A 20686-nucleotide genomic window follows, 5' to 3' on the forward strand; every position below is an offset into this window, starting at 1 on the left:
AGGGGCTACTTGGCTGCAGGGGCTTTTTTCCCCAAGGCGGTGGTGAGTTGGGGAATAAGCCCGGGTTTGCCCATGCTGGTCAGTTGGGCGGAAAGTTCGGCAAAGAGCTTTTCCTTGGTTGCGGGATCAGCGGATTTGAATGCGGCCGTCCATTCGGCCACCGCTTCCTGTTCGCGGTTCTGTGCCAGGCAGAGCTGGGCCAATTCCAAATGCACCGTGCTGTTGCCGGGCTGTTGCTTGAGGAGGTCGCGCAGGATCAGTTCGGCTTGGGCGGGCTGGCCGGCGGAAATGCCCACGAAACGGGCGAGGTGGAAACGGGCCTCTTCCGGCGACTGTTCCGGCACCACCTTCAACATGAGCACGGTCTGACCGAGGCGGGCGGCCAGTTCGTTGGGCGGAAAGGCCAGCGGCCGGGCCCAAACGGGGATGACCTTGTCGAAGAGCGCCCGCTTGCCGAATGATTTTTCAAACGTCACACCCGGGGGAGGCTCGGGGTAAAGCAGCCGGAAGTAGGGCTGGATGAAATTCTCCCAGGTCATCATGGAGAGGTGGGTCACCCCGTGTTTTTTCATGAAGGCCAGCGCTTCTTCGTCGGACTGGCTGTTCAGACCGGCGGCGGCGGCTTTGAGCCCGGCCCCATTTTCCCAGTACAGAGTGCCCAAGGTGCGGAACCCCCCCAGGCCGGAAAGCAGGCAGGAACTGTTCGGGCTGCTCAGGAGCACGACCGGCTTGCCGTCAGCATCATCCAGAATGGCCCGGGCCATCTGACGGTGCAACAGGGCCAGCCCCTGGTTAGGCGTGATCGGGATCTGGTTGCCGCTGCAGAACTGCAGCCACACACCGGCGAAGCAGTTCATGAACGTGGGCTGGACGAAGAGGAAAGCCAGCCAGCACAGGGCCACGGCCATGATGGCCCGGGGTGGGCCGGTGCGGGGCACCAGGCGCCAAACCTGCGGCACCACAATGGCCGCCAGCGCGATGTAAATGGGTCCGATGAGCATGCCCCAGCGCGTTTGGTAAAATTGGAGCCCGGTCATGAGCACGATTGGGAGGGAAAGGAAGATGGCCACGGCCTTGGTCCCGCGTCCAACGCTGCTGAAACCGGTCAATGCCAAGGCCGCGAGGATGAAGATGGGGAACCAGCCGAAGGCCATCGACCAGGTCAGCCCGCCCAGTTGGATGCGGGTGGTGAGGGGGAGGAATTCGGCGATATTCTGGTGCAGGTTCCAGAGGAAGGGATCCTTCAGCGCGTAGCCGCGGGCATCCCCTCCGAAGGCCCACAAGGGCAGGATGGCGCAGGCCAGCGTGGGCAGAATCAGGGCCCGCCAGGGAAATGTTTTCCCTTCCAGCCGGGGTTTGCACAACCAGGTGGCCAAGAGCGCAAGGTTGGTGCCACCGCCCCACCAGGCCAGTGCGTAAAAGGGATGGTTGACCTCGATCCGCATCGACATGTCGGTGGGGAAGTATTCCAGGGCGTAAAAAAAGAGACTCCCGGCCGCTCCCCATTGGGCCCACAACTTCCACAACTCCGGATGGAAACGCATGAGGGCATTTTCGCGGGTGGTGTCGCGGCCGAAGAAATAAGCCACCGTCAGCGCCGCCACCCCGATGGTGGCCATGACGGTGGCGGCCGAAAGGGCGCTGATCCAAAGTCCGGCCGCTCCGAAGACGGCCGACAGGATCATCCCGTGCCGGGCTTGGTCAAGGGAGCGGGGCAGGGCGTAATCTTTTCCGTTGGGCCCCTGAACCCATCCCGCCCCTGCCCAGGCGATGCCAAAGACCATGCCCAACAGGGTGAATGCGATCAACCCGTGGTGGTCGGGATAGGAAGGCATGAAGCCCTCATAGAAGGTGGGCACACCCACCATGCCCAGGGCGATGACCGAGCCGCACAGGGGACCGAAACGCTTGGCCGCGTAGCCTGAGAAAAGCAACAAAGCCAGAGCGAGGAGGATCGGGTTGGCCCAAATCGACATCCGGTAGATGCTGTTGTGCAGGGTGTCGGGGTGGAACACGCGGTAAACTTCGCCCAGACCGCGGAGATACCAGGCGAAGGCGGAATTCCAGTGCACATCGCGTCCTTCCGGGGCGTTGTCAAAGGTGGTATGGCGGAGACGCCACTGGCCGTTTTGCCCCAGGGATTCGGCATGCCGGTTCCATGTGTAGCCATCGAAGGCGATTTCGTTCAGGAACACCGGCATCCGTCTCTCCTCTGGCATGCCGACATCGGCCTTCTCGCACAGGCGCACCGTCACGGTGTCGACCAGGAAAGCGTGGACCGCCACCCAGTTGACGCAAAATGCCAATACCAGGAAAAATGCGGCCCAGGCTGCGCGACCGGTCCAGGCAGGATTCGAGGCTGGGACTGTGGCCGGCAAGGCCTCGCTTCGGGTGTCGGGGCCGGCAGGCTTCTTCATTTTCTTCGAGGCCATAATAGGTGGGACACTCTGTGCGAAGACCCATTCCAAGAAAAGCGCAAAGGAGGGCGGGAGTAGGCTTATCTCCGCCTTCGCCAAGGTTACAGGGACCACCCTTTGATGGGGGGAATCTTCTGGAGCAGGCTCTGTAGTATCAAGAGCCGGCCTGCCTCCCGTAGCCTCGGCGAAGGGTGGCGGACGGGGTGAGATTTACCCTCCGGGTGGTGCGGATAGACTTTGTGATGGATTAGGCGCCCTTCGGGCGATGCGCGGAACTTCGTTCGAATCAAGTGGAGACGCCCGCTGTCGCGGGGACCGCCTAATGCGGACGGGGGTGAGATTCGAACTCACGGAACCTTTCGGTTCAATGGTTTTTCGCGTGATGGCCGCTCGGCGGCCAAACGCGATCACGTTTGTTCCGCAACGCGGAACATCACGTGACAAGACCTTGCGTGCGCAGCCACTTCCTCCCCCAGCCCGACTTCAAGTATTTCTCCCTCTTAAGGGCATCGCTGCGGGATTCGAGGGATTCCAGATGGATGCGTCTCCATGGACGATGGGGTGCGGTGGATCTCACCTTGCCCCTGTTATGCTGGTCCAACCGTTGGTCAGGTTCTTCTGATGAACCGATGTAGTATCGGCCCGCATCGTTGCGCAGCACGTAGACAAAACAAACGGCCATATTTTGTGGCGGACGGGGTGAGATTCGAACTCACGGAACCTTTCGGTTCAACGGTTTTCAAGACCGTCGCAATCGACCACTCTGCCACCCGTCCCGGAGGGTGAAACATAGGACATGGGGCCGGTCGGGAAAAGGTTTTTTCAGGTTCGACGGAACGCCTGGCAGTTGACTTCGAATGCCCGGGCCATCGGGAATATCGGCTTGGGGAAAAGGGAGCGACCTCCCCCCGCCATGATCGGGTTGCGAAAAGAACCGGAAAAGGCAAAGTCACTTCATGCATGTCTTGATCCTCGGAGCGGGTTATGTCGGTCGGCCGCTGGCGGATTCCCTTCAGGCTTCCGGCCACCGGACGACTTGTTGGGTGCGATCGGAGGAGTCGGCGGAAAAGTTGCGGGCCTCTGGACACGCGGTGGTTGTGGGTGACCTCGGGGATGACTGGGTCTGGCGGGGATTGGTCGATGACTGGGATGCCGTCGTGTTTTGCGCTTCCTCATCGGGGGGCGGGCCGGAGGCCTATCAGGAAATTTACGGCAAAGCCCTCCGTCTGGCGCTCTCGCGCGCCCGCGGGGCCGGACGGTTTGTTTACACTTCATCGACTTCGGTTTACGGACAGGATGATGGTTCGTTGCTGACTGAAACCGACCCGGCCGTGTCGGCCGACCCGAAATCACGGGTCTTGCAGGATGCGGAGGAATCGGTCGTGGCGGCATGGGGGACGGTGTTGCGGCTCTCGGGGATTTATGGCCCGTCCCGGGCGATCTATTGGACGCGTTATGTCCTCGGCGGAGCGGTGCCCCCGGGTGATCCGGACCGCTGGGTCAACATGATCCACCGCGACGACGCCGTGTCCGCCATCCGGCATGTGTTGCAATGTCCGGAAACCGCCGGGCAAATCTACAACACCACCGATGATGAGCCGGTGCGGCTGACCGACCTGCTGGCGTGGTTGCGGGAACGGCATCCAGGCGGGATGGTGCCGATGTCATCATCCACCGTCGCCAAAAGCAGAAAAGCCACCAGCAAGCGGATCTCCAATAAAAAGTTAAGGGATTCCGGCTGGGAGCCGTTGTATCCGACGTTCAGGGAGGGGTATCAGGGATTGATGGCGAATGGTGGATAGCGAACCGCGGCCGAAGAACCAGGCACGGCTCTCCTCCTACCTCAAATTCCAGCCTCCACTCACCACCAAATGAGATCCGGTGAGGTATCCGGCTTCCGGTTGGATGAGGAAGCGGACGGCCTGGTAGATGTCGGAGTGGCTGCCGTAACGGTTGGCGGGGATGAGTGAGGGGTGAGGGAGATCCACACTGTTGTCCAGATATCCGGGAGAGACCATGTTGACGGTGACCCCGTGTTCCGCCTCGGCCACGGCGAAGGATTTGGTGATCATGAGCACGCCGGTCTTGCCGATGTGGTAGCTCAGGGCCAGATCGCGCGCCCCGGGGTGGTCGCAACTGGAGTCCCCTATATTGACCACGCGGCCCTGTCCGGCCAGTCGGAGCAGGGGCAGGGCGGCCCGGGTGGTGAAGAAGGTGGCCGCGGCCGTGCTGTCGATCCCGCGATCCCAGGAATGGCGTCCGGTCTGGCCCAGTTCCTCTGGTTCGTAATCGCCGGAATTGTTGATCAGGATGTCGAGCCGGCCGAAATGGTCGGCGATTTCGTGGATAATCCCCCAGGCCTGGAGTTCGTCGGCCAGATTGCCGCGGACCAGAAAGGCGTCGACCCCGGCGTTCATCAACTCGATGGTCAGGTCGGTGGCGCTCTCGATGCTGCGACGGGCGTGAATGGCGACAGAGTATCCGTCCAGCGCGAGGTGGCGGATGAGGTCGGCTCCGAGGCCGCGGCCGGCACCGGTGACCAGGGCGACCGGGTTCACATCCCGGCCTCCATGGTTCGGACCACGCCACGCACCCGGGCCACTTCATGGGTGCGGAGCAGGTCGGTTTTGCCTAACATGGCCAGGACGGCAAAGAAACCCTCCGCGCTGCGCACCTCTTCCTCGAAATACTCGAAGGCGTGCGGGAGGGCGTGGCAGGTGGGCCAGCCCAGCGTGCGCAGGCGGAAGGTTTCAAGGAAGGTCCGCATTTGGTAGCGCACCCGTGCGGCGCTGTCCTGGAGGTTTTTGTAGTAAAAGCCCATGCCGGGGTCGATCCAGATGCGGGTCACCCCGCAGGACCGGGCCAGATCAATCTGCCGGGCAAAGTAGTCGCGCAGGGTTTCGGTGTGGTCGTTGGCCAGATTCAGGTCGCCCACCGCACGGACATGATCACCGGCAACATAACAAATAATGACAGCAGCGTCGTGTTCGGCGACCAGGCGGAAGTGGGCTTCGTTGTCGCGGGTGCCGGTGAGGTTGAGCACGGCGGCCCCTGCCTTCAGGCAGGATTCGGTCACGGTGGGATGATAGGTTTCCACCGAAACGAGCACCCCGGCCTGGGTGAGTTCGCGCACCACGGGGGGCAGGACGCTGCGCTGTCCGGCCTCATCGACGTGGGCCGCGTGGAGGATGGTCGACTCCGCGCCGACATCGACCAAATCGGCGCCTTCCACGGCCAGACGTTTTCCGCGTCGCACAGCGGCCTCGGTGTTGAGGACGACGCTTTCGCGATACCAGGAATCCGAGGACAGGTTGACCACACCCATCAGGTGCGTCCCCCGGGAGGAATCGAAACGCTTGCCGCGGAGGTCGAATGCGGCCACTGGGGCCTTGAGAGCTTCACGATGGGCGTCATGCAGCGCGGCTAAGGATTCCAAACTGAGCATGCGCTTTATCCTATCATGATTTTTCCTTCCGACAGGGAATTTCTGAGTATTCGGATTGTGGCCAAGAACCTGAGTTCATGGAGATGAACAGCGCTCAACCGATCCCGGCCTGGTCGAGGAGGTCCTGGCAAACCTTGCGGGCGTCGAGATGTTTTTCGGCGAAGGCACGGGCGGCGCGGCGGTGCGTCTCGTAATCGGCGTTGATGGCCGCGATACCGCTGGCGGCTTCATCGAGTGTTTGGAAGGCCAGCAATCCAGTTCCGTGGGGGAGGTGCTCGGTCCAGCCGGTGTCCTGCACCACGGCGGGCCGCCCGAGGGCGAGGTAGCAGGCGGTGCGGCAACTGAACCATCCGGTGCGACCGGCCACGTAGCCGTGTTTGGCGATGCTCCATTCGCCCCGGGATTGGCGCAGGAAGTCCCGATAGGTGAGGTGGTCGGGCAGGACCTGGTCGGGCTCGAGGATGGTCCACTTCCTTTCCAGCAACATTTCCGTGGGACGCTTGCGTCCGATACCCTGGCCCATGGCGATGACCATCGGCTGCGGGGTGCGGAGTGGAAGATCGGCGAACTTGAGGAACTCGATGTCCTTTTGCCCGTATTCCTTTCCCTGCCAGATCTTGGGTTTGTAACTGGCCCAGTTCATGACCGTGGTGAAGCGGTCGGGCGGGGTCGAATCTTCATAAGGCCACCATTCGAGCGCCACCGGTTGGAGGGTCTTCTTCCAGCGGATGCCGGTATCGGGCGCGAGGCAGTCGGGGTCGTTGAGTTTGAGGCCGAAGGAGAAGTGGCTGTCATGATTGCGCAGCCTTTTGGTGTAGTCCCCTTTGTCAGGATCCATCATGCCGATCTGGGTGAACATCGGGTCGCCGTCGAGGAACATCTGGTGCTTGACGCCGACTTCGTAATCGGTGAACCAACTGGCGGTGGAGACGTTGACGAGGAGATCGCCGTCCTTGATGAGTTCGCGGGCCAGTTTTTCCCCGGCGCCGTGGAATTTCCCATCGGCCGCATTGCGGTAGATCCAACGGTCCCCCAGGCGGAAGAAATCCATGATCCGTCCGAGGGCTTCCACCTGGTAGGTGCAGTCGTCGGTGATGGTCTCCTTCACGGGGTCGTAGGGCCAGACCCCGGTGTCCTCGAGGTAATAGACGTCGTGGCCCAAGGCCTGGAAGCCGAGGACGTATTGGACATAGTCCCAGATGACGCCGCCGAAGGGGTATTGGCCGACCAGGCCGGTGACGATGATGCGCACGCAAGAAGGAAAGCAGGACCGTGGAAGAGCGCAAGAACGGCAAGAATGCATTTCCACCCGTCCCCGGCTGCGCTATGCGGGAGGAATGGACCGACGCTATTGGGAGGAAAAGGGACGCGCCTACGATGCGGAGATTTTCGATGTTTACGCCGAGGACCGGAAAGGGGTGGTGGCTGCGGCCATCCGGCGGACGCTGCGGAAAAGCGATCGGGCGGCGGATCTGGGGTGTGGGACGGGCAAAGCGCTTCCCCTTCTGGCCCCACGGGCCCTTTCCGTGGAGGCGGTGGACCTTTCCGAGTCCTGTCTCCGGAAAGCCCGCCATTTCGCAGATGCTTGGAAGAACATCACCTTCCGCCGCGCGGACCTGGCCCGTGAACGCGTATCCGGGCGGCTCGACTTTGTCCTCAATGTCAACGTCCTCATCATGCCCGATGCCGGGGTGCGTCAGGCCATTTTGCGCCATATCGCCGTCCGGTTGAAGCGGGGCGGACGGCTGCTCTTGGTGGTGCCCTCGCTGGAGTCCTCCCTCTGGGTGGCCCGGCGGCTGTATGATTGGGAGTTGAAGGACGGACGGACCCCGGCACAGGCAAGGCGCGGGGTCCAGCGTCTGCTGGGTGACCGCTTCCGCGTGGGTCTGGCGGACGGGCTGGTGCCTATCGATGGGGTCCCCACCAAACACTTCCTGGCTCCCGAGTTGTCGTCGGTGCTGGCCGCGGTGGGGTTGGAACTGCGCGGCCTGGAAAAGGTCGAATACGCCTGGCGGACGGAATTCGAGGACCCGCCATCGTGGATGCGCGCCCCCTACCCTTGGGATTGGCTGGTGCGGGCGGTGCGGGTTTGATGGGTCGGTCCGGGGTTTCTTTTGGTTTGATCTGACCCGTGCCGGGGCCAATCTCGTTTTTTGCCTCCGCCCATGTCTGAGAACCTCACCCCCATGATGCAGCAATACCGCCGGATCAAGGCGGAGATCCCGGCGGATGCCCTGCTGCTGTTCCGCCTGGGGGATTTTTACGAGATGTTTTTTGACGATGCCAAGGACGCGTCGGCCCTGCTCAACCTCACCCTGACCAAGCGCAACGGCGTGCCCATGTGCGGGGTGCCGTATCACGCGGCGGAAAACTACGTGGGCAAGATGATCCAGTCGGGCCGTCGTGTGGCCATCTGCGACCAGGTCACCGAACCCCGGCCGGGCCAGATCGTCGAACGTGCGGTGACCCAGATCCTCAGCCCGGGGAGCGTTTTCCACCTCGACCTGACCGCACCCAAGGAAAACCGCTTCATGGCCGCCGTGGTCGAGCGCGAGGGGGTTTTCGGTTTCGCCTTCCTCGACCTGACCACGGGGGAATTCCGCGTCACCGAACTGCACGGGGCCAAGGCCTGGCACGATGAGTTGTTGCGCCTGCATCCGCGCGAATTGATCCACCCCTCCGAGGTGCGCCCGCCCAAGCTCCCGGACGGGTGCAAGCCCGCGGTGGTGTCGCATGACGACTGGACCTTCGAGCACGACCACGCCGAGTTGTTCCTGCGCGAGCATTTCAAGGTGCAGTCCCTCGATGGCTTCGGTTGTTCCGGCCTGCGCAAGGGCGGGCTGGGGGCGGCCGGTGCGTTGCTCCATTACGCCACCCAGACCCTGCGGGCCCAAGCGGGCCACGTGCTCAAGCTGCTCCCTTACTCTGGCGATGATTTCCTTGTCGTGGACGCCATCACCCAGCGGAATCTGGAACTCGTCCAGCCGATGAGCCACGCTGCGGGTGACACCACCCTGCTCAAGGCCCTGGACAAGACCGTTACCGCCATGGGCGGGCGAGAACTCGGGCGCTGGATTTTGCGGCCCTTGCGGTCGCGCGACCCCATCCTGGCCCGCCAGAAAGTGGTCGACCGCTGGCTGGAGGATGTCGGCCGCTTGGAGGATTTCCGCACCCTGCTGCACGAAGTCCGCGACTTGGAGCGGATCATCGGACGCCTGGCCCAGGGCTCGGGCAATGCCCGCGATCTCCAGGCCCTGCGGCTTTCCCTTGACCCGCTCACCGGCATCAAGGCCATGGCGGAATCGCTCCAGACCCCGTTGGCCGAGGAACTCGCGGCGCGCATCGAACCCCAACCCGATCTGATCGATTTGATCGAAAGGGCCATCGAGCCCGAGCCACCCCTGGCGGTGAAGGAGGGCGGCATCATCCGCGAGGGTTTCCGGCCCGAGGTCGACGAGTTGCGCGTGGCTATGCGCGACGGCAAAGCCTGGATCGCCGACCTGCAGAACCGCGAGCAGGAGCGCACTGGCATCCGTTCGCTCAAAGTCCGTTACACTGAAGCCTTCGGGTATTTCATCGAGATCACCCGGAGCAACCTCGACCAAGTCCCGGCCGACTACACGCGCAAGCAGACCCTGGTCAATGCCGAGCGTTACATCACCCCCGAGTTGAAGGAAATGGAAGGCAAGCTGCTCGGGGCGGAAGAACGTTCGCGCCAGTTGGAATACAAGGTTTTTCTGGAAATCCGCGAGCAGGTGGTGGCGCGCACCGCCGCCATCCAGGAAGTGGCCCGCGCGGTGGCCCAGTTGGATGTCCTGGCCTCCTTCGCCGTCAGCGCCCGGCTGATGGACTATTGCAAACCGGAGATCAGCACCAACGGACGCATGGACGTGGAGGAGGGACGGCACCCAGTCCTGGAGCAACTCCTCGTCGGGGAGAAATTCGTCCCCAACGACATCCGTCTCAACCAGGACGACTGCCGCCTGGTCATCCTCACCGGTCCAAACATGGCCGGCAAAAGCACCTACATTCGCCAAGTGGCCCTCATCGCCCTCATGGCCCACCTTGGCAGCCACGTCCCCGCCCGCGCGGCCACCGTCCCGGTGTGCGACCGCATCTTCACCCGCGTGGGTGCGAACGACGACCTTTCCCGGGGGCAGAGCACGTTCATGGTGGAGATGAACGAGACGGCCAACATCCTCAACAACGCCACCGCCCAGAGCCTGGTCATCCTGGATGAGATCGGTCGGGGCACCAGCACCTTTGACGGGTTGAGCATCGCTTGGTCGGTGGCCGAGCACCTGCACAACATCGTCAAATGCAAAACACTCTTCGCCACCCATTACCACGAGTTGACCGAACTCTCGGTGGCCCTCACCGGGGTCAAGAACTACAACGTGGCCGTGCGCGAGTGGCATGACCAGATCATCTTCCTGCGCAAGATCGTGGCCGGGGGCACCGACAAGAGCTACGGCATCCAAGTGGCTAGGCTGGCGGGTCTACCCAAGGAAGTCATCGCCCGCGCCAAGGAAATCCTCCGCAACTTGGAGGAAAACGAACTGGACGCCACCGGCAAGCCGCAATTGGCGCGGCACCCGGAAGAGAAGCCGGTGAAAAAGGTCAAAAAGAAAAAAGGCAAAAAACAGAAGGGCCCGATCGAAGTCCCGCAGATGGACCTCTTCCGCCGGGTCGAGACACCGGGGAATTGAACAGAAGGTAACGAAGATAACAGAGCAAGACAACTGCTGGGCTTTTGATTGATAGAATTATGGCAGCCAAACATCTTTCATTCAAAAAAGCGGCGGAGGGCTGAGCGGTTTCGTTCTGTTATTGCCGTCTTCCGTCCTCTGCACTCCGTCTTCTGACTTCCCCCCCCCATGACTGTCTTCCTATCGATTTTACCGATCTACGGCGTGATCACCCTGGGCTGGGTCTTGCGGCGGACGGGGTTTCTGAGCCGGGAGGCGGATGACACATTGTTTCGCCTGAGCGTGAATGTGCTTTATCCCTGCCTGGTCTTCGATGCCATCCTGGGCAACCCCTCACTGCGCGATACCGGTGCCTTGGTGGTGGCGCCGTTCCTTGGCTTCGCCCTGGCGGCGGGCGGGATGGGACTGTGCCGGATGTTGGCGGGAGCCGCGGGGGTGGAAGGGTCGTCGTCGCGGGGCACCTTCGCCCTGGCCACCGGGATGTTCAATTGGGCCTATCTGGCGTTGCCCATTGTGCTTGCCCTGTTTGGCAAAGGCGCAGCAGGGGTTTTGTTTGTTTTCAATGTGGGTGTCGAGGTGGCGATGTGGACCGTGGGTCGGATGTTGCTGACGGAAAAAGGCGGGCCGGGGATGTGGCGGAAGATGGTCAACGCGCCGGTGGTGGCCGTTTTCCTGGCCCTGGCGGCCAATGCCCTCAACGACGGTGCGTGGGTTCCCGATCCGTTGCGCGATACCATCCATCTAGTGGGTCTGGCTTCGATCCCGATCGGGTTGTTGCTGGTGGGGGCTTCGTTTTTTGATTTCTTCGGCGAGATCTGCTGGTTCCGGCAGCGGCGAGAACTGGCCTCGGCCTTGGTCCTGCGACTGGGCCTGTTGCCGCCCCTGTTTCTGGCGGTGGCGGTCTGTTTGCCCTTATCACGAGAGTTGCGAGAGGTGATTGTGGTTCAGGCGGCCATGCCCTCGGCGGTTTTCCCTTTGGTCATGGCGCGTCTCTACGGCGGCGATGCCCCCCTGGCACTCCTGGTCATCCTCGGGACGACTCTCGGATCGCTGGCGACCATGCCCTTTTGGATTCACTGGGGGATGGAGCTGGTGGGGAAATTTTAGATTTTAGATTGCTGATTTAGGATTGGAAGAGTGCATGTCTGAATGATGCTCTCCATCGTTCTCGTACTCGTGCTCCTTCTCGTTCTCTCGGTTTTCTGCAATCTAAAAGGCCATGGAGAGAATGAGCACGAGAGCGAGTAAGAGAACGAGTTTAGCAGGATGAAAACGAACTCGTTTGCCGAAACGGGTTGTCTATAGTGGATTTCATGGGTCAAGATCATACGTTCGATCATGAAAAACTTCGGGTCTATCAAGCAGCCCTTGACTTCGTAGTTTGGACGACGGATTTCTTGTCGGAAATGGATGTAAAGGCTTCGTTCAAGGATCAGTTGGACCGGGCTTCGACCAGCGTTGTTCTCAATATCGCGGAAGGAAATGCCAAATGGACGTCGAACGACCGTGCGCGGTTTCTGCGAATTGCCATGGGTTCGGCCTTGGAGTGTGCGGCTTGTTTGGATGTGGCTGTTGCCAAGAAAGCAATCGAGGCCGCGAAGACTGTCCGTGGGAAAGAATTGCTGAGAGCGGTGGTCGCCATGTTGACCGGATTATTGCAGGATTCGGCCTCACGTTTGAGGGAAGAGCCATGAAAGGTCTGCCTCAATCGTTCTCGTACTCGTGCTCTTTCTCCTTCTCTCGGGTTTTGTGCCCCCCTCCCCCTCCCTCCCGCAGGGACAGGGAGAGAACGAGCACGAGAGCGAGTAAGAGAACGAGTTTGGGATCATGAATCCGACCCGTGAGCAAATCACCTTCCGCCTGGAGCGCATCCGGGCGGTGGCCAGCGGGGTCGTGGAGCCCTTGGGTGGGACCTTTTTCCTGATGATCGCCATCAAGTTTTACGGGGCGGGCGATACAGCGCAGGCGATTGCGGCCACGGGGGGCTCGGCGGGATTGTTGCTCGGACCGCCGGTGGTTTCGTGGGTTCAGGGTACGGGGTGGCCGGTGAACCGGGTCTTGGCGGGATTCCAACTGGCCTTGGCGTTCTTCCTTCTTCTGGCCGCATGGGTCCCCTGGTTGCCGGTCTATGTGGCAGCGGGGTTGGTGACATTGACGTTGTTGACCGCTGCTGTGCCGCTGGCGACGGAGTTTTACCAGCAGAATTACCCCCCGGAGCGAAGGGGGACGTTGTTCAGCATTTCTTCGACCATCCGGCTGGGTTTTGCCGCTGTGGTGACCTGGGCGGCGGGGGAATGGATGGTGCGTGACCCGGCAAATTTCCGTGCGCTCTTCACCCTGATGGCGGCGGCGGCTGCGATCTCCGGCTGGTTGTTGGCGCGGAGTCCCGGCGATCCCCTGGATCGATCCTCAGGCAGCCACCCGTTCCGTGCCCTGAGCCATCTGGGCCGCGACAAGGCTTTCCGCTGGCTCATCGTCATCTGGATGTTCATGGGTTTTGGCAACCTGATGATGACCCCGTTGCGGGTCAAGTTCCTGGTCGAGCCCCACTTCGGTTTCGCCTACAGCGAGGCCCAGGCGGCCTTCCTCATCGGGGTGGTGCCTTCGGTGGTGATTTTTTGCCTCACTTGGTGGTGGGGGAAATTATTCGACCGGATCAACTTTTTCGTCCTGCGGGCCTTTCTCAACATCACCTTCCTGCTTTCCAATCTGTTCTTCTTCCTGGTCGGGCATTATTGGGGATTCCTGGTGGGGATGTTGCTGCTGGGGGTTTCCTTTGCCGGGGGCAACGTGGCCTGGAGCCTATGGGTGACGAAAATCGCCCGGCCCGAGCATGTGGCGGATTACATGTCGGTGCACACCTTCATGACCGGTCTGAGGGGGGTGGTGGCCCCGATGCTGGCGGTTTATCTGGCGAGCGTGCTGCCCATGCCCTGGATTGTCGCTTTGAGCAGTCTGTTGATTCTGGTCTCGCTGGCCCTGATCGGTCCCGAACTGAACCACTGGCACCGCCGTCGCAAGGCCCAGCCGGTGGCGGAAGGCATTGCCGAGTGACTTTTCACCACGAAGGACGCCAAGGACGCGAAGCAATTCTTTTTTGAAAAGGGTGAAAACTTTGCGCCCTTCGTGATCTTCGCGGTAAACTATGCGGGTGCCCAATGCCCTGATCCACGAGAAGTCGCCCTACCTGTTGCAGCATGCCCACAACCCGGTGGACTGGTTGCCGTGGGGGGAGCCGGCTTTCGCCCGCGCTCGGGACGAGGACAAACCAATCTTTCTTTCGGTGGGCTATTCCACCTGCCATTGGTGCCATGTGATGGAACACGAGTCGTTCGAAAATCCGGCGGTGGCGGCGGTGATGAACGGGCATTTCATCAACATCAAGGTGGACCGCGAGGAACGCCCCGATGTGGACCAGATCTACATGGCCTTTGTCCAGGCCACCACCGGTCATGGGGGCTGGCCGATGAGCGTCTGGCTGACGCCGGACCGGCTGCCTTTCGCGGGCGGGACGTATTTCCCTCCGGAAGACCGATACGGGCGGCCCGGCTTTACCACGGTATTGCGTCGCATCGCCGAACTTTGGGCCAACGAACGCGAGCGATTGATCAAGCAAGGGAAAGAGGTGGTGGAGGCCCTGAGAGGACAGGCATGGACCGGCGCGGGTGCGGGAGAGGGTCTGCCGGGTGCGGAGGCGGCGTCACGGACCTTCCGGCATTTCCAGCGCAGTTTTGATCCGGAACAGGGCGGGTTCGGTGGTGCGCCCAAGTTTCCCCGGCCGGTGGTGCTGGATTTTTTGTTCCGTCATGCCCATCAATTGGGCCTGCACCATGAGGAAGGCGGGGCCGCGGCCGAAATGGCGCTGGCCACCCTGCGTGCCATGGCCACGGGCGGGATGATCGACCATATCGGCGGCGGCTTCCACCGCTACTCCGTCGACGCCCGGTGGCACGTGCCGCATTTCGAAAAGATGCTCTACGACCAGGCACAGCTGGCGGTATCCTATCTGGAGGCCTTTCAAATCACAGGCGAATCTTTTTATTCCGGAGTGGCGCGCGACATCTTTGATTATGTGGCGCGCGACCTGACTTCGCCGGAGGGTGGATTCTATTCGGCCGAGGATGCGGACAGTTTACCCCTGGCGGGCGCGGAGAAAAAAACGGAAGGGGCGTTTTATGTCTGGCGGGAGGAGGAATGGGCCCGCGTGTTGACGCCGGAAGAGGCGGCCTGGTTTGCGGGGGCTTTTGGGCTCCGCACCGGGGGCAATGTGGATCCGGCTTCCGATCCCCATGGAGAATTGATGGGGCGCAATGTGTTGTATGGGACGCCGGGCGGTGATCCCCGCTGGCCGGGAATCCGGGATAAGCTGCGGGCGGCGCGGGGCCTGCGGCCACGGCCCCACCTCGATGACAAGATCCTGACGGCGTGGAATGGTTTGATGATTTCGGCATTGGCCCGCGGATCGATGGTGTTGGGGGATAAGGAGCTGGCGGGACGGGCGGGGAGGGCGGCTCGTTTCCTCCGCGAACGGATGTGGGACCCGCAGCACGGGATGCTGTGGCGCAGCTACCGCGAGGGTCGTTCCTTGGTGCAAGGGTTTCTGGCCGATCATGCGTTTTTGATCCGGGGGCTGCTGGATTTGTATGAGGCCGATGGCGATGCAGGCTGGATGGAGTGGGCAGTGGAATTGCAAGCGGTGCAAGACCGCTGGTTTGGCGAGGAGGGCGCAGATTGCGGAGGGGGCTATTTCGTCACCCGGGCCGGATCGGACGATCTCATCCTGCGCATGAAGGAGGATTACGACGGAGCCGAGCCCTCGGGCCATGCGGTGTCCGCGTGGAACCTCCTGCGTCTGCACCAGTGGACGCGTCAGGAGGTATATCACGACAGGGCACTGAAGTTATTGAGCGAATCGGCCACAGCGCTGCGGCAGCAGGGCCCGGCGCTGCCCTTGTTGCTTTCGGCAACTGCCGCCGCGCGCGAGCCTTGGCAGCAGGTGGTGTTGGCGGGTGATTTTTCCTCGGGGCACGGACCCGCTTTATTGCGGGGAGTTCGCGGGAAATTCGTTCCGCACCAGATCCTGGTCCACCGTTCCTCGGAAGAGGTGCCCGGAGTTTTCTCCGGCATCAAGGAATGGTCGGCCATGAAGCCTGTCGATGGGAAGCCGACGGTTTATCGCTGCCGGGATTTTGTGTGTGAAGTGCCGCTAACCGAACCCCAGAGAGGGCATATCGTGGGCGGCAATCAATCCCGGTGATAGGGATGGCCGGTGCGCAGGGTGTGGGCGCGGTAGAGTTGCTCCAAGACCACAACCGCGGCGAGTTCATGCTGGAGGGTCAGGGGGCTGAGCGACCAAGTCCAGTCCGCCCTAACTTTCAAGGTGGGGGCGTGGCCATCCGCGCCACCGATGAGAAAGGCGACCTTGTGTAGAGCACGGTTCTCCCAAGCGGTCCATTGGTCGGCGAGTTGGCGGCTGTTGGGGGACTTACCGGTTTCATCAAGCACCACGCGGAAGCAACCCTCGCTGGCAGCCAGCAGACGGGCGCCCTCTTCGTCGCGTGGGCCGCTTTTCAAGGCGGTCCACTCGACCGCGCCGCGGAGACGGCCGAGGTATTCGTCGATGCCGGCCCTGGCGTAGGCGAGCTTGGGCCTTCCGATGGTGAGGAGGAGGAGCTTCACCGCCTCAGAATTTTTCCGAACCGGCCTTCATGCGCTTGCAGAATCCGAGGAAGCCCTCGGCCTGCTTGTTGAGTTTGATGACCTCATCCTGGTCGATCATTTCAGAACTCGCGTCAATTTTATCCTCGGCGTCGTGGAGGAGCATGCGGACGGGGTAGATGTATCCATTTTTCCGGCCACCGAAGATTTCATGGAGTTGGTCGACCGGGGCCTGGGCGCCGCCCTGTTCGAGGGTGGAGAGGCCGATGAAGCAAACCGGGCGGGCCTGGAGGTTGGCGCGGTTGCGGATCCAGCCGAAAAAATACTTCATCACATTGGGGATCTCCCCGTTGTATTCCGGGGCGATGATGACCAGGCCCTTGGCGGCGACGAAGAGGTCGGCGATCTCCTTGAAGCCGGGGGGTTCCTTGGTGGCATCGACGGCGTCGTCTGGAAAGGCGGCCAGATCGATCAGCCAGACTTCTGCCCCGAGGTCGTGGTAGGTGCGACGGGTGAACTCGGCCAGAACGCGGGTGCGACTCCCCGGGCGGTTGGTGCCGGAGATGACCGTGATGAGCGGACGCGAGGGGCCGGAAGACATGACTAGTAGGGCATAGCAGCCGCCCCAACATAGGAAAAGCGGAGATTTGGAAGCGAAAGCCGCAACCTACTCCCCGGCCGAGAGGAAGTGTGAGGCGAAGGTGGCGAAGCCGGTGGCCTGGGCGTTGAGGCGTTCGTAGAGTTCAGCGTTTTTGAGGGTGCCCTCGCTGGTGAGCTGGCCGCCGACGCCGGGGATGAACACGCGTTCGGGGTAGATGAAGGCGTTGCGGTAGCCAAAGATCTGCTGGAGGTGTTCCACCGGGCGGAGGGCGCCCCACATTCCCGCAGCCAGGCCGATGAAGCAAACCGGGCGGGCTTGGAAGCTTTCCGGGAAGGGCAGCATATCGATGAAGTATTTCAGCACGCCTGGCATACCGCCGTTGTATTCCGGGGTGATGACGACGAGGCCGGAGGATTCGACCACGGCGCGGCTGAAGGGTTCGAAGGCCGCCGGCTTCTCACCATAGCTGGCCGGCGAGAAAAGATCCCGAGGCAGGTCGGCCAGGTCGAGGGTGCGGACCGGGATCTGGTTCTTTTCGTAGATGCCCTGGACGATGGCCGTGATTTTGCGGGTGTTGCTGTCTGGGCGGTTGGTGCCGGAGATGAGGGTGATCATGATGAAGTTTTAAGTTTTAGGTATTAAGTTTTAAGTGGGAAGTAGATTAGAGGACTTCGGATAATTCTTTGATGCGTTTGCGGAAGAGGGCGAGGGTGGCTTCGATGGGGGCGGGGGTGGTCATGTCGACCCCGGCCTCCCGGAGGGTGTCGAGCGGGTATCTCGAGCCGCCGGACTTGAGGAAGCCGAGGTAGCGGTCGCGGGCGCCGTCTTTCCCGGCCAGGACTTGGTCTGAAAGGGCGATGGCGGCGGAGATGCCGGTGGCGTATTTGTAGACGTAAAAGGCGGAATAAAAATGCGGGATGCGCAGGCATTCCAATTCCAGCTCGCTGTCGAGCACCAGGCCGGGGCCGTGGTAGACCTCCAGCAACTTGCGGTATTCGGCACGGAAGGAATCAAGGGTCAAGGGCTCGCCGGCTTCCTCCATCTCGTGGATGACTTTCTCGAATTCCGCGAACATGGTCTGGCGGACAAGGGTGGCGCGGATGTCGTCGACCTGGCGGTTGAGGATGTAGGCCCGCATGCGGGGTTCGGATGTGGTCTCCAGCAGGTGGTGGGTGAGGCATTCCTCGTTGAAGGTGGAGGCCACCTCGGCCAGGAAGATGGGGTAGCTGTAGTCCTGGAAGGCCTGGTGCTTCTGGGAGAACCAGGAGTGCATGGAGTGCCCGGCCTCGTGGGCCAGGGTGTAGACGTCGGAGAAGACGTCCTCCTTGTAGTTCATCATGATGTAAGGTGGGTTGCCGTAGCTGCTGGAGGAAAAGGCTCCGCTGCGCTTGCCCTTGGTCTCGTAACGGTCGCACCAGCGGTCGCGGAATCCCCTGGCCAGGGTGGTGGTGTATTCCTCACCCAGCGGTGCGACGGCGGCCACCACCTGCTCACAGGCGCGGTCAAAAGTGGTGCGGACTTCGATCTTGTCGACCATGGGGACGTAGGTGTCGTAGTGGTGGAGTTCCTTCAATCCGAGGACGCGGCGGCGGAGTTCGTAGTATTCCCCGATGGCGTCGAGGTTTTTGCGCACGGCGGTGATGAGGTTGTCGTAGACGGCGACGGGAACGGCGTCGGGAAAGAGGGCGGCTTCGCGGGCCGAGGGGTGGTTGCGGACGCGGGCGCGGAAGACGTCGGCCTTGACCGAGTGGGCCAGGGTGGCGGCGAGGGTGAATTTGTGGTCGCTGAATTCCTTGTAAAACTGATGGAAGGCGGCCTTGCGCAGTGCGGGATCGCGTTTCACCAGGAAAGAGGAAAAGGCGCCCTGGGAGAGTTCGACTTCGCGGCCGGTTTCGTCGCGAAGGGTGCCGAAGGTCATGTCGACGTTGGTCAACTGGGAGAAGGCTTCATCGGCGGCCCGGAGGGGGAGACCGGCGAGGGCGAGGAGGCGTTCTTCCTTTTCCGAGAGGATGTGGGGTTTGAAGCGGCGGAGTTTGCGCAGTTTGTTGGCCCAGGGTTGGAGGAGGGGATCGGCGAGGAAGGCCTCGAAGGTGGCGTCGGGGATGGCCTGGATTTCCGGGGTGAGGTAGGAGGCGGCCTCACCGGCCAGGGTGATGTCGTGCATGAGCCGGGCTTCGCGTCCGAGGTAATCGTTGTTCGAGCCGTCTTCGGCACACTGGAGGGAGCAGAAGTGGTAGAGGCGTTCGACGAGCAGATCGAGCTGCTTGTCGAATTCCAGGCAGTTGAGGAGGTGGGTGGCGGAGCGGGCGAGGGTGTCTTTGAACTCCGTGTATTTGGGGTAGAGTGACTGGTATCGTTGCAGGTCGGCTTCCCAAGTGTCGATGGAGGGGTAAAGGTGGTCGAGATTCCAGGTATCGGAGGCCGGGATTTCCGAACGCAGGGGGACTTTCTTGGCGGCTGGCGCAGCCGGGGTCGGGGAGCCGAAAAGCATCCCTGAAAGCTACCAAAGGAGACTTGTCCGGCAAGTGTTCGTGTTGTCGGAATCGGCGGTTGTTTCGTCGGACGACCCGTGGCAGGTTGTCGTCGCTTGAAACCCGATCCGACACCCCTGGAAGCGGCCTTGGCCCGGCAACACGCGCACCACGAGGCGCGAACGGAGCGGACCAGTTGTCTGGTGGTCGCTGGGGTGGTATTGATTTGTTATGTGATCGCCGTGGCGGCGCGTCCGTCCGCGAATCCGGCAATGTTCTCCGGATTCACCCTTCTGACCGCCCTGGGAACGGGGATGATGCTGGGGTTGTATGTGCTGGTTGGACGGGGTTGGCACGCGCCCCTGGTCAAATACCTCAATGTGACCGTGCAGGTGAGCCTGGTGAGTGCGGTGTGTGTGATTGACCATCTGATTGTCGGGCCGGTTTTTGCGTTATCCTCCCTCGGGCCGATGGTCTATCCGTTGGTCATCGCCCTCACGGCCCTGCGCTTGAGTCCGGGTTTGAGTGTTTTTGCCGGGCTGATGTCGGCGGTTCAATTTCTCGGGCTGTATGCCCTGGTTTTCCGGAGTGGACCGGGAGGCGGGGCCCTGGATGCGGTGGAAAGCCTGGGTTGGGGGGTGACCTGGATGAAGACCACGGTTCTGGTGGCGGTGGGGGTGGCGGCGGCATTGGCCTCGAGGCAATTTGGACGCAACACGCGCCAGCAGGTGGCCTCAGCCTTGAAGAACCAATCGCTCCAGCGATTGTTCGGGCGTTATGTTTCCCCGGCGGTGGCCCAGGCGGCAGTGGCCGAAGAGGGGCTCCTCCAAACAAGGCGGATACACGCGGTCATTGTTTTCGGCGACATCCGAGGGTTCACCTCCTTCTGCGGGGGGCGCAGTCCGGAGGAAGTGACCGGGGTCCTGAACGCCTATTTTGAAGTGGCCTGCCGGGTGGTGGAGCAGGAGGGCGGGATGGTGAACAAGTTTATTGGAGATGGCTTTCTGGCATTGTTTGGGCCTTTTCCCTCCGGGATTTTGCCGGAAGAAGCGGCGGCCCGTTCAGCGCGGCGGTTGATGCGGGAGATACCGGAAGTGCTTTCACGTCATGGATTGCGTCTGGGTTTGGCCATTGGTTCCGGGGAAGTGGTGGCGGGAGAGATTGGTTCGCGCGACCGGTGTGAATTCACGGTCATCGGCGATCCGGTCAACCGGACGGCCAGATTGGAGGGCTTGAACACTGTGCTGGGGACTACCTGTCTGGTGACGGAGGAAGTCGAAGCGAAATTGTCGGCGGAGTTTGCCAGAATACCCCGCGGGGAGCATCTGCTCAAAGGTCTGGCCAATCCCGTGAAGGTTTACGAACTGCCAGAATAGCCAGGACTC

At 61.8% G+C, this 20686-nt stretch carries 16 protein-coding genes and 1 tRNA gene; 8 read left to right on the forward strand and 9 right to left on the reverse strand.

What is annotated here, in order from left to right; all coding sequences use genetic code 11:
* Positions 1-5: 5 nt before the first annotated feature.
* Positions 6-2417 (reverse strand): tetratricopeptide repeat protein, encoded by a 2412-nt coding sequence (locus tag SFU85_06045; protein MDX6766334.1) that lies wholly within the window; start codon positions 2415-2417, stop codon positions 6-8.
* Positions 2418-3105: 688 nt separating this feature from the next.
* Positions 3106-3193: transfer RNA gene (locus tag SFU85_06050), tRNA-Ser, on the reverse strand.
* Between the two features lie 180 nt (positions 3194-3373).
* On the opposite strand from SFU85_06050, the gene SFU85_06055 reads away from it, so the two are divergent.
* On the forward strand, positions 3374-4219 hold the full coding sequence (locus SFU85_06055; protein ID MDX6766335.1) for an NAD-dependent epimerase/dehydratase family protein: 846 nt from the start codon (positions 3374-3376) through the stop codon (positions 4217-4219).
* 36 nt (positions 4220-4255) lie between these two features.
* Here SFU85_06055 and SFU85_06060 read toward each other — a convergent pair whose 3' ends face one another.
* The 3 genes from SFU85_06060 to SFU85_06070 form a co-directional block, all read right to left on the reverse strand.
* Positions 4256-4975 carry an SDR family NAD(P)-dependent oxidoreductase gene (locus SFU85_06060; GenBank protein MDX6766336.1) on the reverse strand — a complete coding sequence of 240 codons (720 nt, stop codon included), beginning with the start codon at positions 4973-4975 and terminating at the stop codon, positions 4256-4258.
* Positions 4972-5862 (reverse strand): dihydropteroate synthase, encoded by an 891-nt coding sequence (locus tag SFU85_06065; protein MDX6766337.1) that lies wholly within the window; start codon positions 5860-5862, stop codon positions 4972-4974. Before SFU85_06065 ends, SFU85_06060 begins: the two co-directional genes overlap by 4 nt.
* Before the next feature lie 94 nt (positions 5863-5956).
* The gene (locus SFU85_06070) at positions 5957-7114 is read right to left on the reverse strand and encodes a hypothetical protein (GenBank protein MDX6766338.1); all 1158 of its coding nucleotides are present in this window, start codon (positions 7112-7114) and stop codon (positions 5957-5959) included.
* Between the two features lie 85 nt (positions 7115-7199).
* Between SFU85_06070 and SFU85_06075 the strand changes: the two genes are divergently transcribed.
* The 6 genes from SFU85_06075 (at position 7200) to SFU85_06100 (ending at position 15828) form a co-directional block, all read left to right on the forward strand.
* Entirely contained in the window at positions 7200-7955 is a 756-nt protein-coding gene (locus tag SFU85_06075) for a class I SAM-dependent methyltransferase (GenBank protein ID MDX6766339.1), read from the forward strand.
* Positions 7956-8027: 72 nt separating this feature from the next.
* Positions 8028-10571: a DNA mismatch repair protein MutS gene (gene mutS / locus SFU85_06080; protein MDX6766340.1), complete on the forward strand. Its 2544-nt coding sequence runs from the start codon at positions 8028-8030 to the stop codon at positions 10569-10571.
* A 168-nt stretch (positions 10572-10739) separates the two neighbouring features.
* A complete protein-coding gene (locus SFU85_06085) occupies positions 10740-11678 on the forward strand; it encodes an AEC family transporter (protein MDX6766341.1) in 939 nt (312 codons plus the stop codon).
* 206 nt (positions 11679-11884) lie between these two features.
* Positions 11885-12265, forward strand: a complete 381-nt coding sequence (locus tag SFU85_06090) for a four helix bundle protein (protein ID MDX6766342.1) — start codon at positions 11885-11887, stop codon at positions 12263-12265.
* A 133-nt stretch (positions 12266-12398) separates the two neighbouring features.
* On the forward strand, positions 12399-13625 hold the full coding sequence (locus tag SFU85_06095; GenBank protein MDX6766343.1) for an MFS transporter: 1227 nt from the start codon (positions 12399-12401) through the stop codon (positions 13623-13625).
* Positions 13626-13722: 97 nt separating this feature from the next.
* A complete protein-coding gene (locus SFU85_06100) occupies positions 13723-15828 on the forward strand; it encodes a thioredoxin domain-containing protein (protein ID MDX6766344.1) in 2106 nt (701 codons plus the stop codon).
* On the opposite strand, the gene SFU85_06105 is transcribed toward SFU85_06100, so the two are convergent.
* The 4 genes from SFU85_06105 to pepF form a co-directional block, all read right to left on the reverse strand.
* Entirely contained in the window at positions 15816-16250 is a 435-nt protein-coding gene (locus tag SFU85_06105; protein ID MDX6766345.1) for a 23S rRNA (pseudouridine(1915)-N(3))-methyltransferase RlmH, read from the reverse strand. The genes SFU85_06100 and SFU85_06105 overlap by 13 nt on opposite strands.
* Positions 16251-16254: 4 nt before the next feature.
* A complete protein-coding gene (locus SFU85_06110; protein ID MDX6766346.1) occupies positions 16255-16830 on the reverse strand; it encodes an NADPH-dependent FMN reductase in 576 nt (191 codons plus the stop codon).
* A 66-nt stretch (positions 16831-16896) separates the two neighbouring features.
* Positions 16897-17445 (reverse strand): NAD(P)H-dependent oxidoreductase, encoded by a 549-nt coding sequence (locus SFU85_06115; GenBank protein MDX6766347.1) that lies wholly within the window; start codon positions 17443-17445, stop codon positions 16897-16899.
* 46 nt (positions 17446-17491) lie between these two features.
* Positions 17492-19321: an oligoendopeptidase F gene (pepF, locus tag SFU85_06120; GenBank protein ID MDX6766348.1), complete on the reverse strand. Its 1830-nt coding sequence runs from the start codon at positions 19319-19321 to the stop codon at positions 17492-17494.
* A gap of 96 nt (positions 19322-19417) precedes the next feature.
* Between pepF and SFU85_06125 the strand changes: the two genes are divergently transcribed.
* Complete coding sequence (locus SFU85_06125; protein MDX6766349.1) at positions 19418-20677, forward strand: adenylate/guanylate cyclase domain-containing protein; 1260 nt, start codon at positions 19418-19420, stop codon at positions 20675-20677.
* Positions 20678-20686: the final 9 nt, after the last annotated feature.

The organism is Candidatus Methylacidiphilales bacterium (assembly GCA_033875315.1).
In the GTDB taxonomy this organism is placed as follows: Bacteria; Verrucomicrobiota; Verrucomicrobiia; order Methylacidiphilales; family CAZTYG01; genus JANRJG01.

Excerpts from the sequence above, each read along its gene's own strand:
- SFU85_06045 (MDX6766334.1), bottom strand. The coding sequence starts at position 2,417 with ATGAAGAAGCCTGCCGGCCCCGACACCCGAAGCGAGGCCTTGCCGGCC.
- SFU85_06055 (MDX6766335.1), top strand. The coding sequence starts at position 3,374 with ATGCATGTCTTGATCCTCGGAGCGGGTTATGTCGGTCGGCCGCTGGCG.
- SFU85_06065 (MDX6766337.1), bottom strand. The coding sequence starts at position 5,862 with ATGCTCAGTTTGGAATCCTTAGCCGCGCTGCATGACGCCCATCGTGAA.
- SFU85_06075 (MDX6766339.1), top strand. The coding sequence starts at position 7,200 with ATGGACCGACGCTATTGGGAGGAAAAGGGACGCGCCTACGATGCGGAG.
- mutS (MDX6766340.1), top strand. The coding sequence starts at position 8,028 with ATGTCTGAGAACCTCACCCCCATGATGCAGCAATACCGCCGGATCAAG.
- SFU85_06085 (MDX6766341.1), top strand. The coding sequence starts at position 10,740 with ATGACTGTCTTCCTATCGATTTTACCGATCTACGGCGTGATCACCCTG.
- SFU85_06090 (MDX6766342.1), top strand. The coding sequence starts at position 11,885 with ATGGGTCAAGATCATACGTTCGATCATGAAAAACTTCGGGTCTATCAA.
- SFU85_06095 (MDX6766343.1), top strand. The coding sequence starts at position 12,399 with ATGAATCCGACCCGTGAGCAAATCACCTTCCGCCTGGAGCGCATCCGG.
- SFU85_06110 (MDX6766346.1), bottom strand. The coding sequence starts at position 16,830 with ATGTCTTCCGGCCCCTCGCGTCCGCTCATCACGGTCATCTCCGGCACC.
- SFU85_06115 (MDX6766347.1), bottom strand. The coding sequence starts at position 17,445 with ATGATCACCCTCATCTCCGGCACCAACCGCCCAGACAGCAACACCCGC.
- pepF (MDX6766348.1), bottom strand. The coding sequence starts at position 19,321 with ATGCTTTTCGGCTCCCCGACCCCGGCTGCGCCAGCCGCCAAGAAAGTC.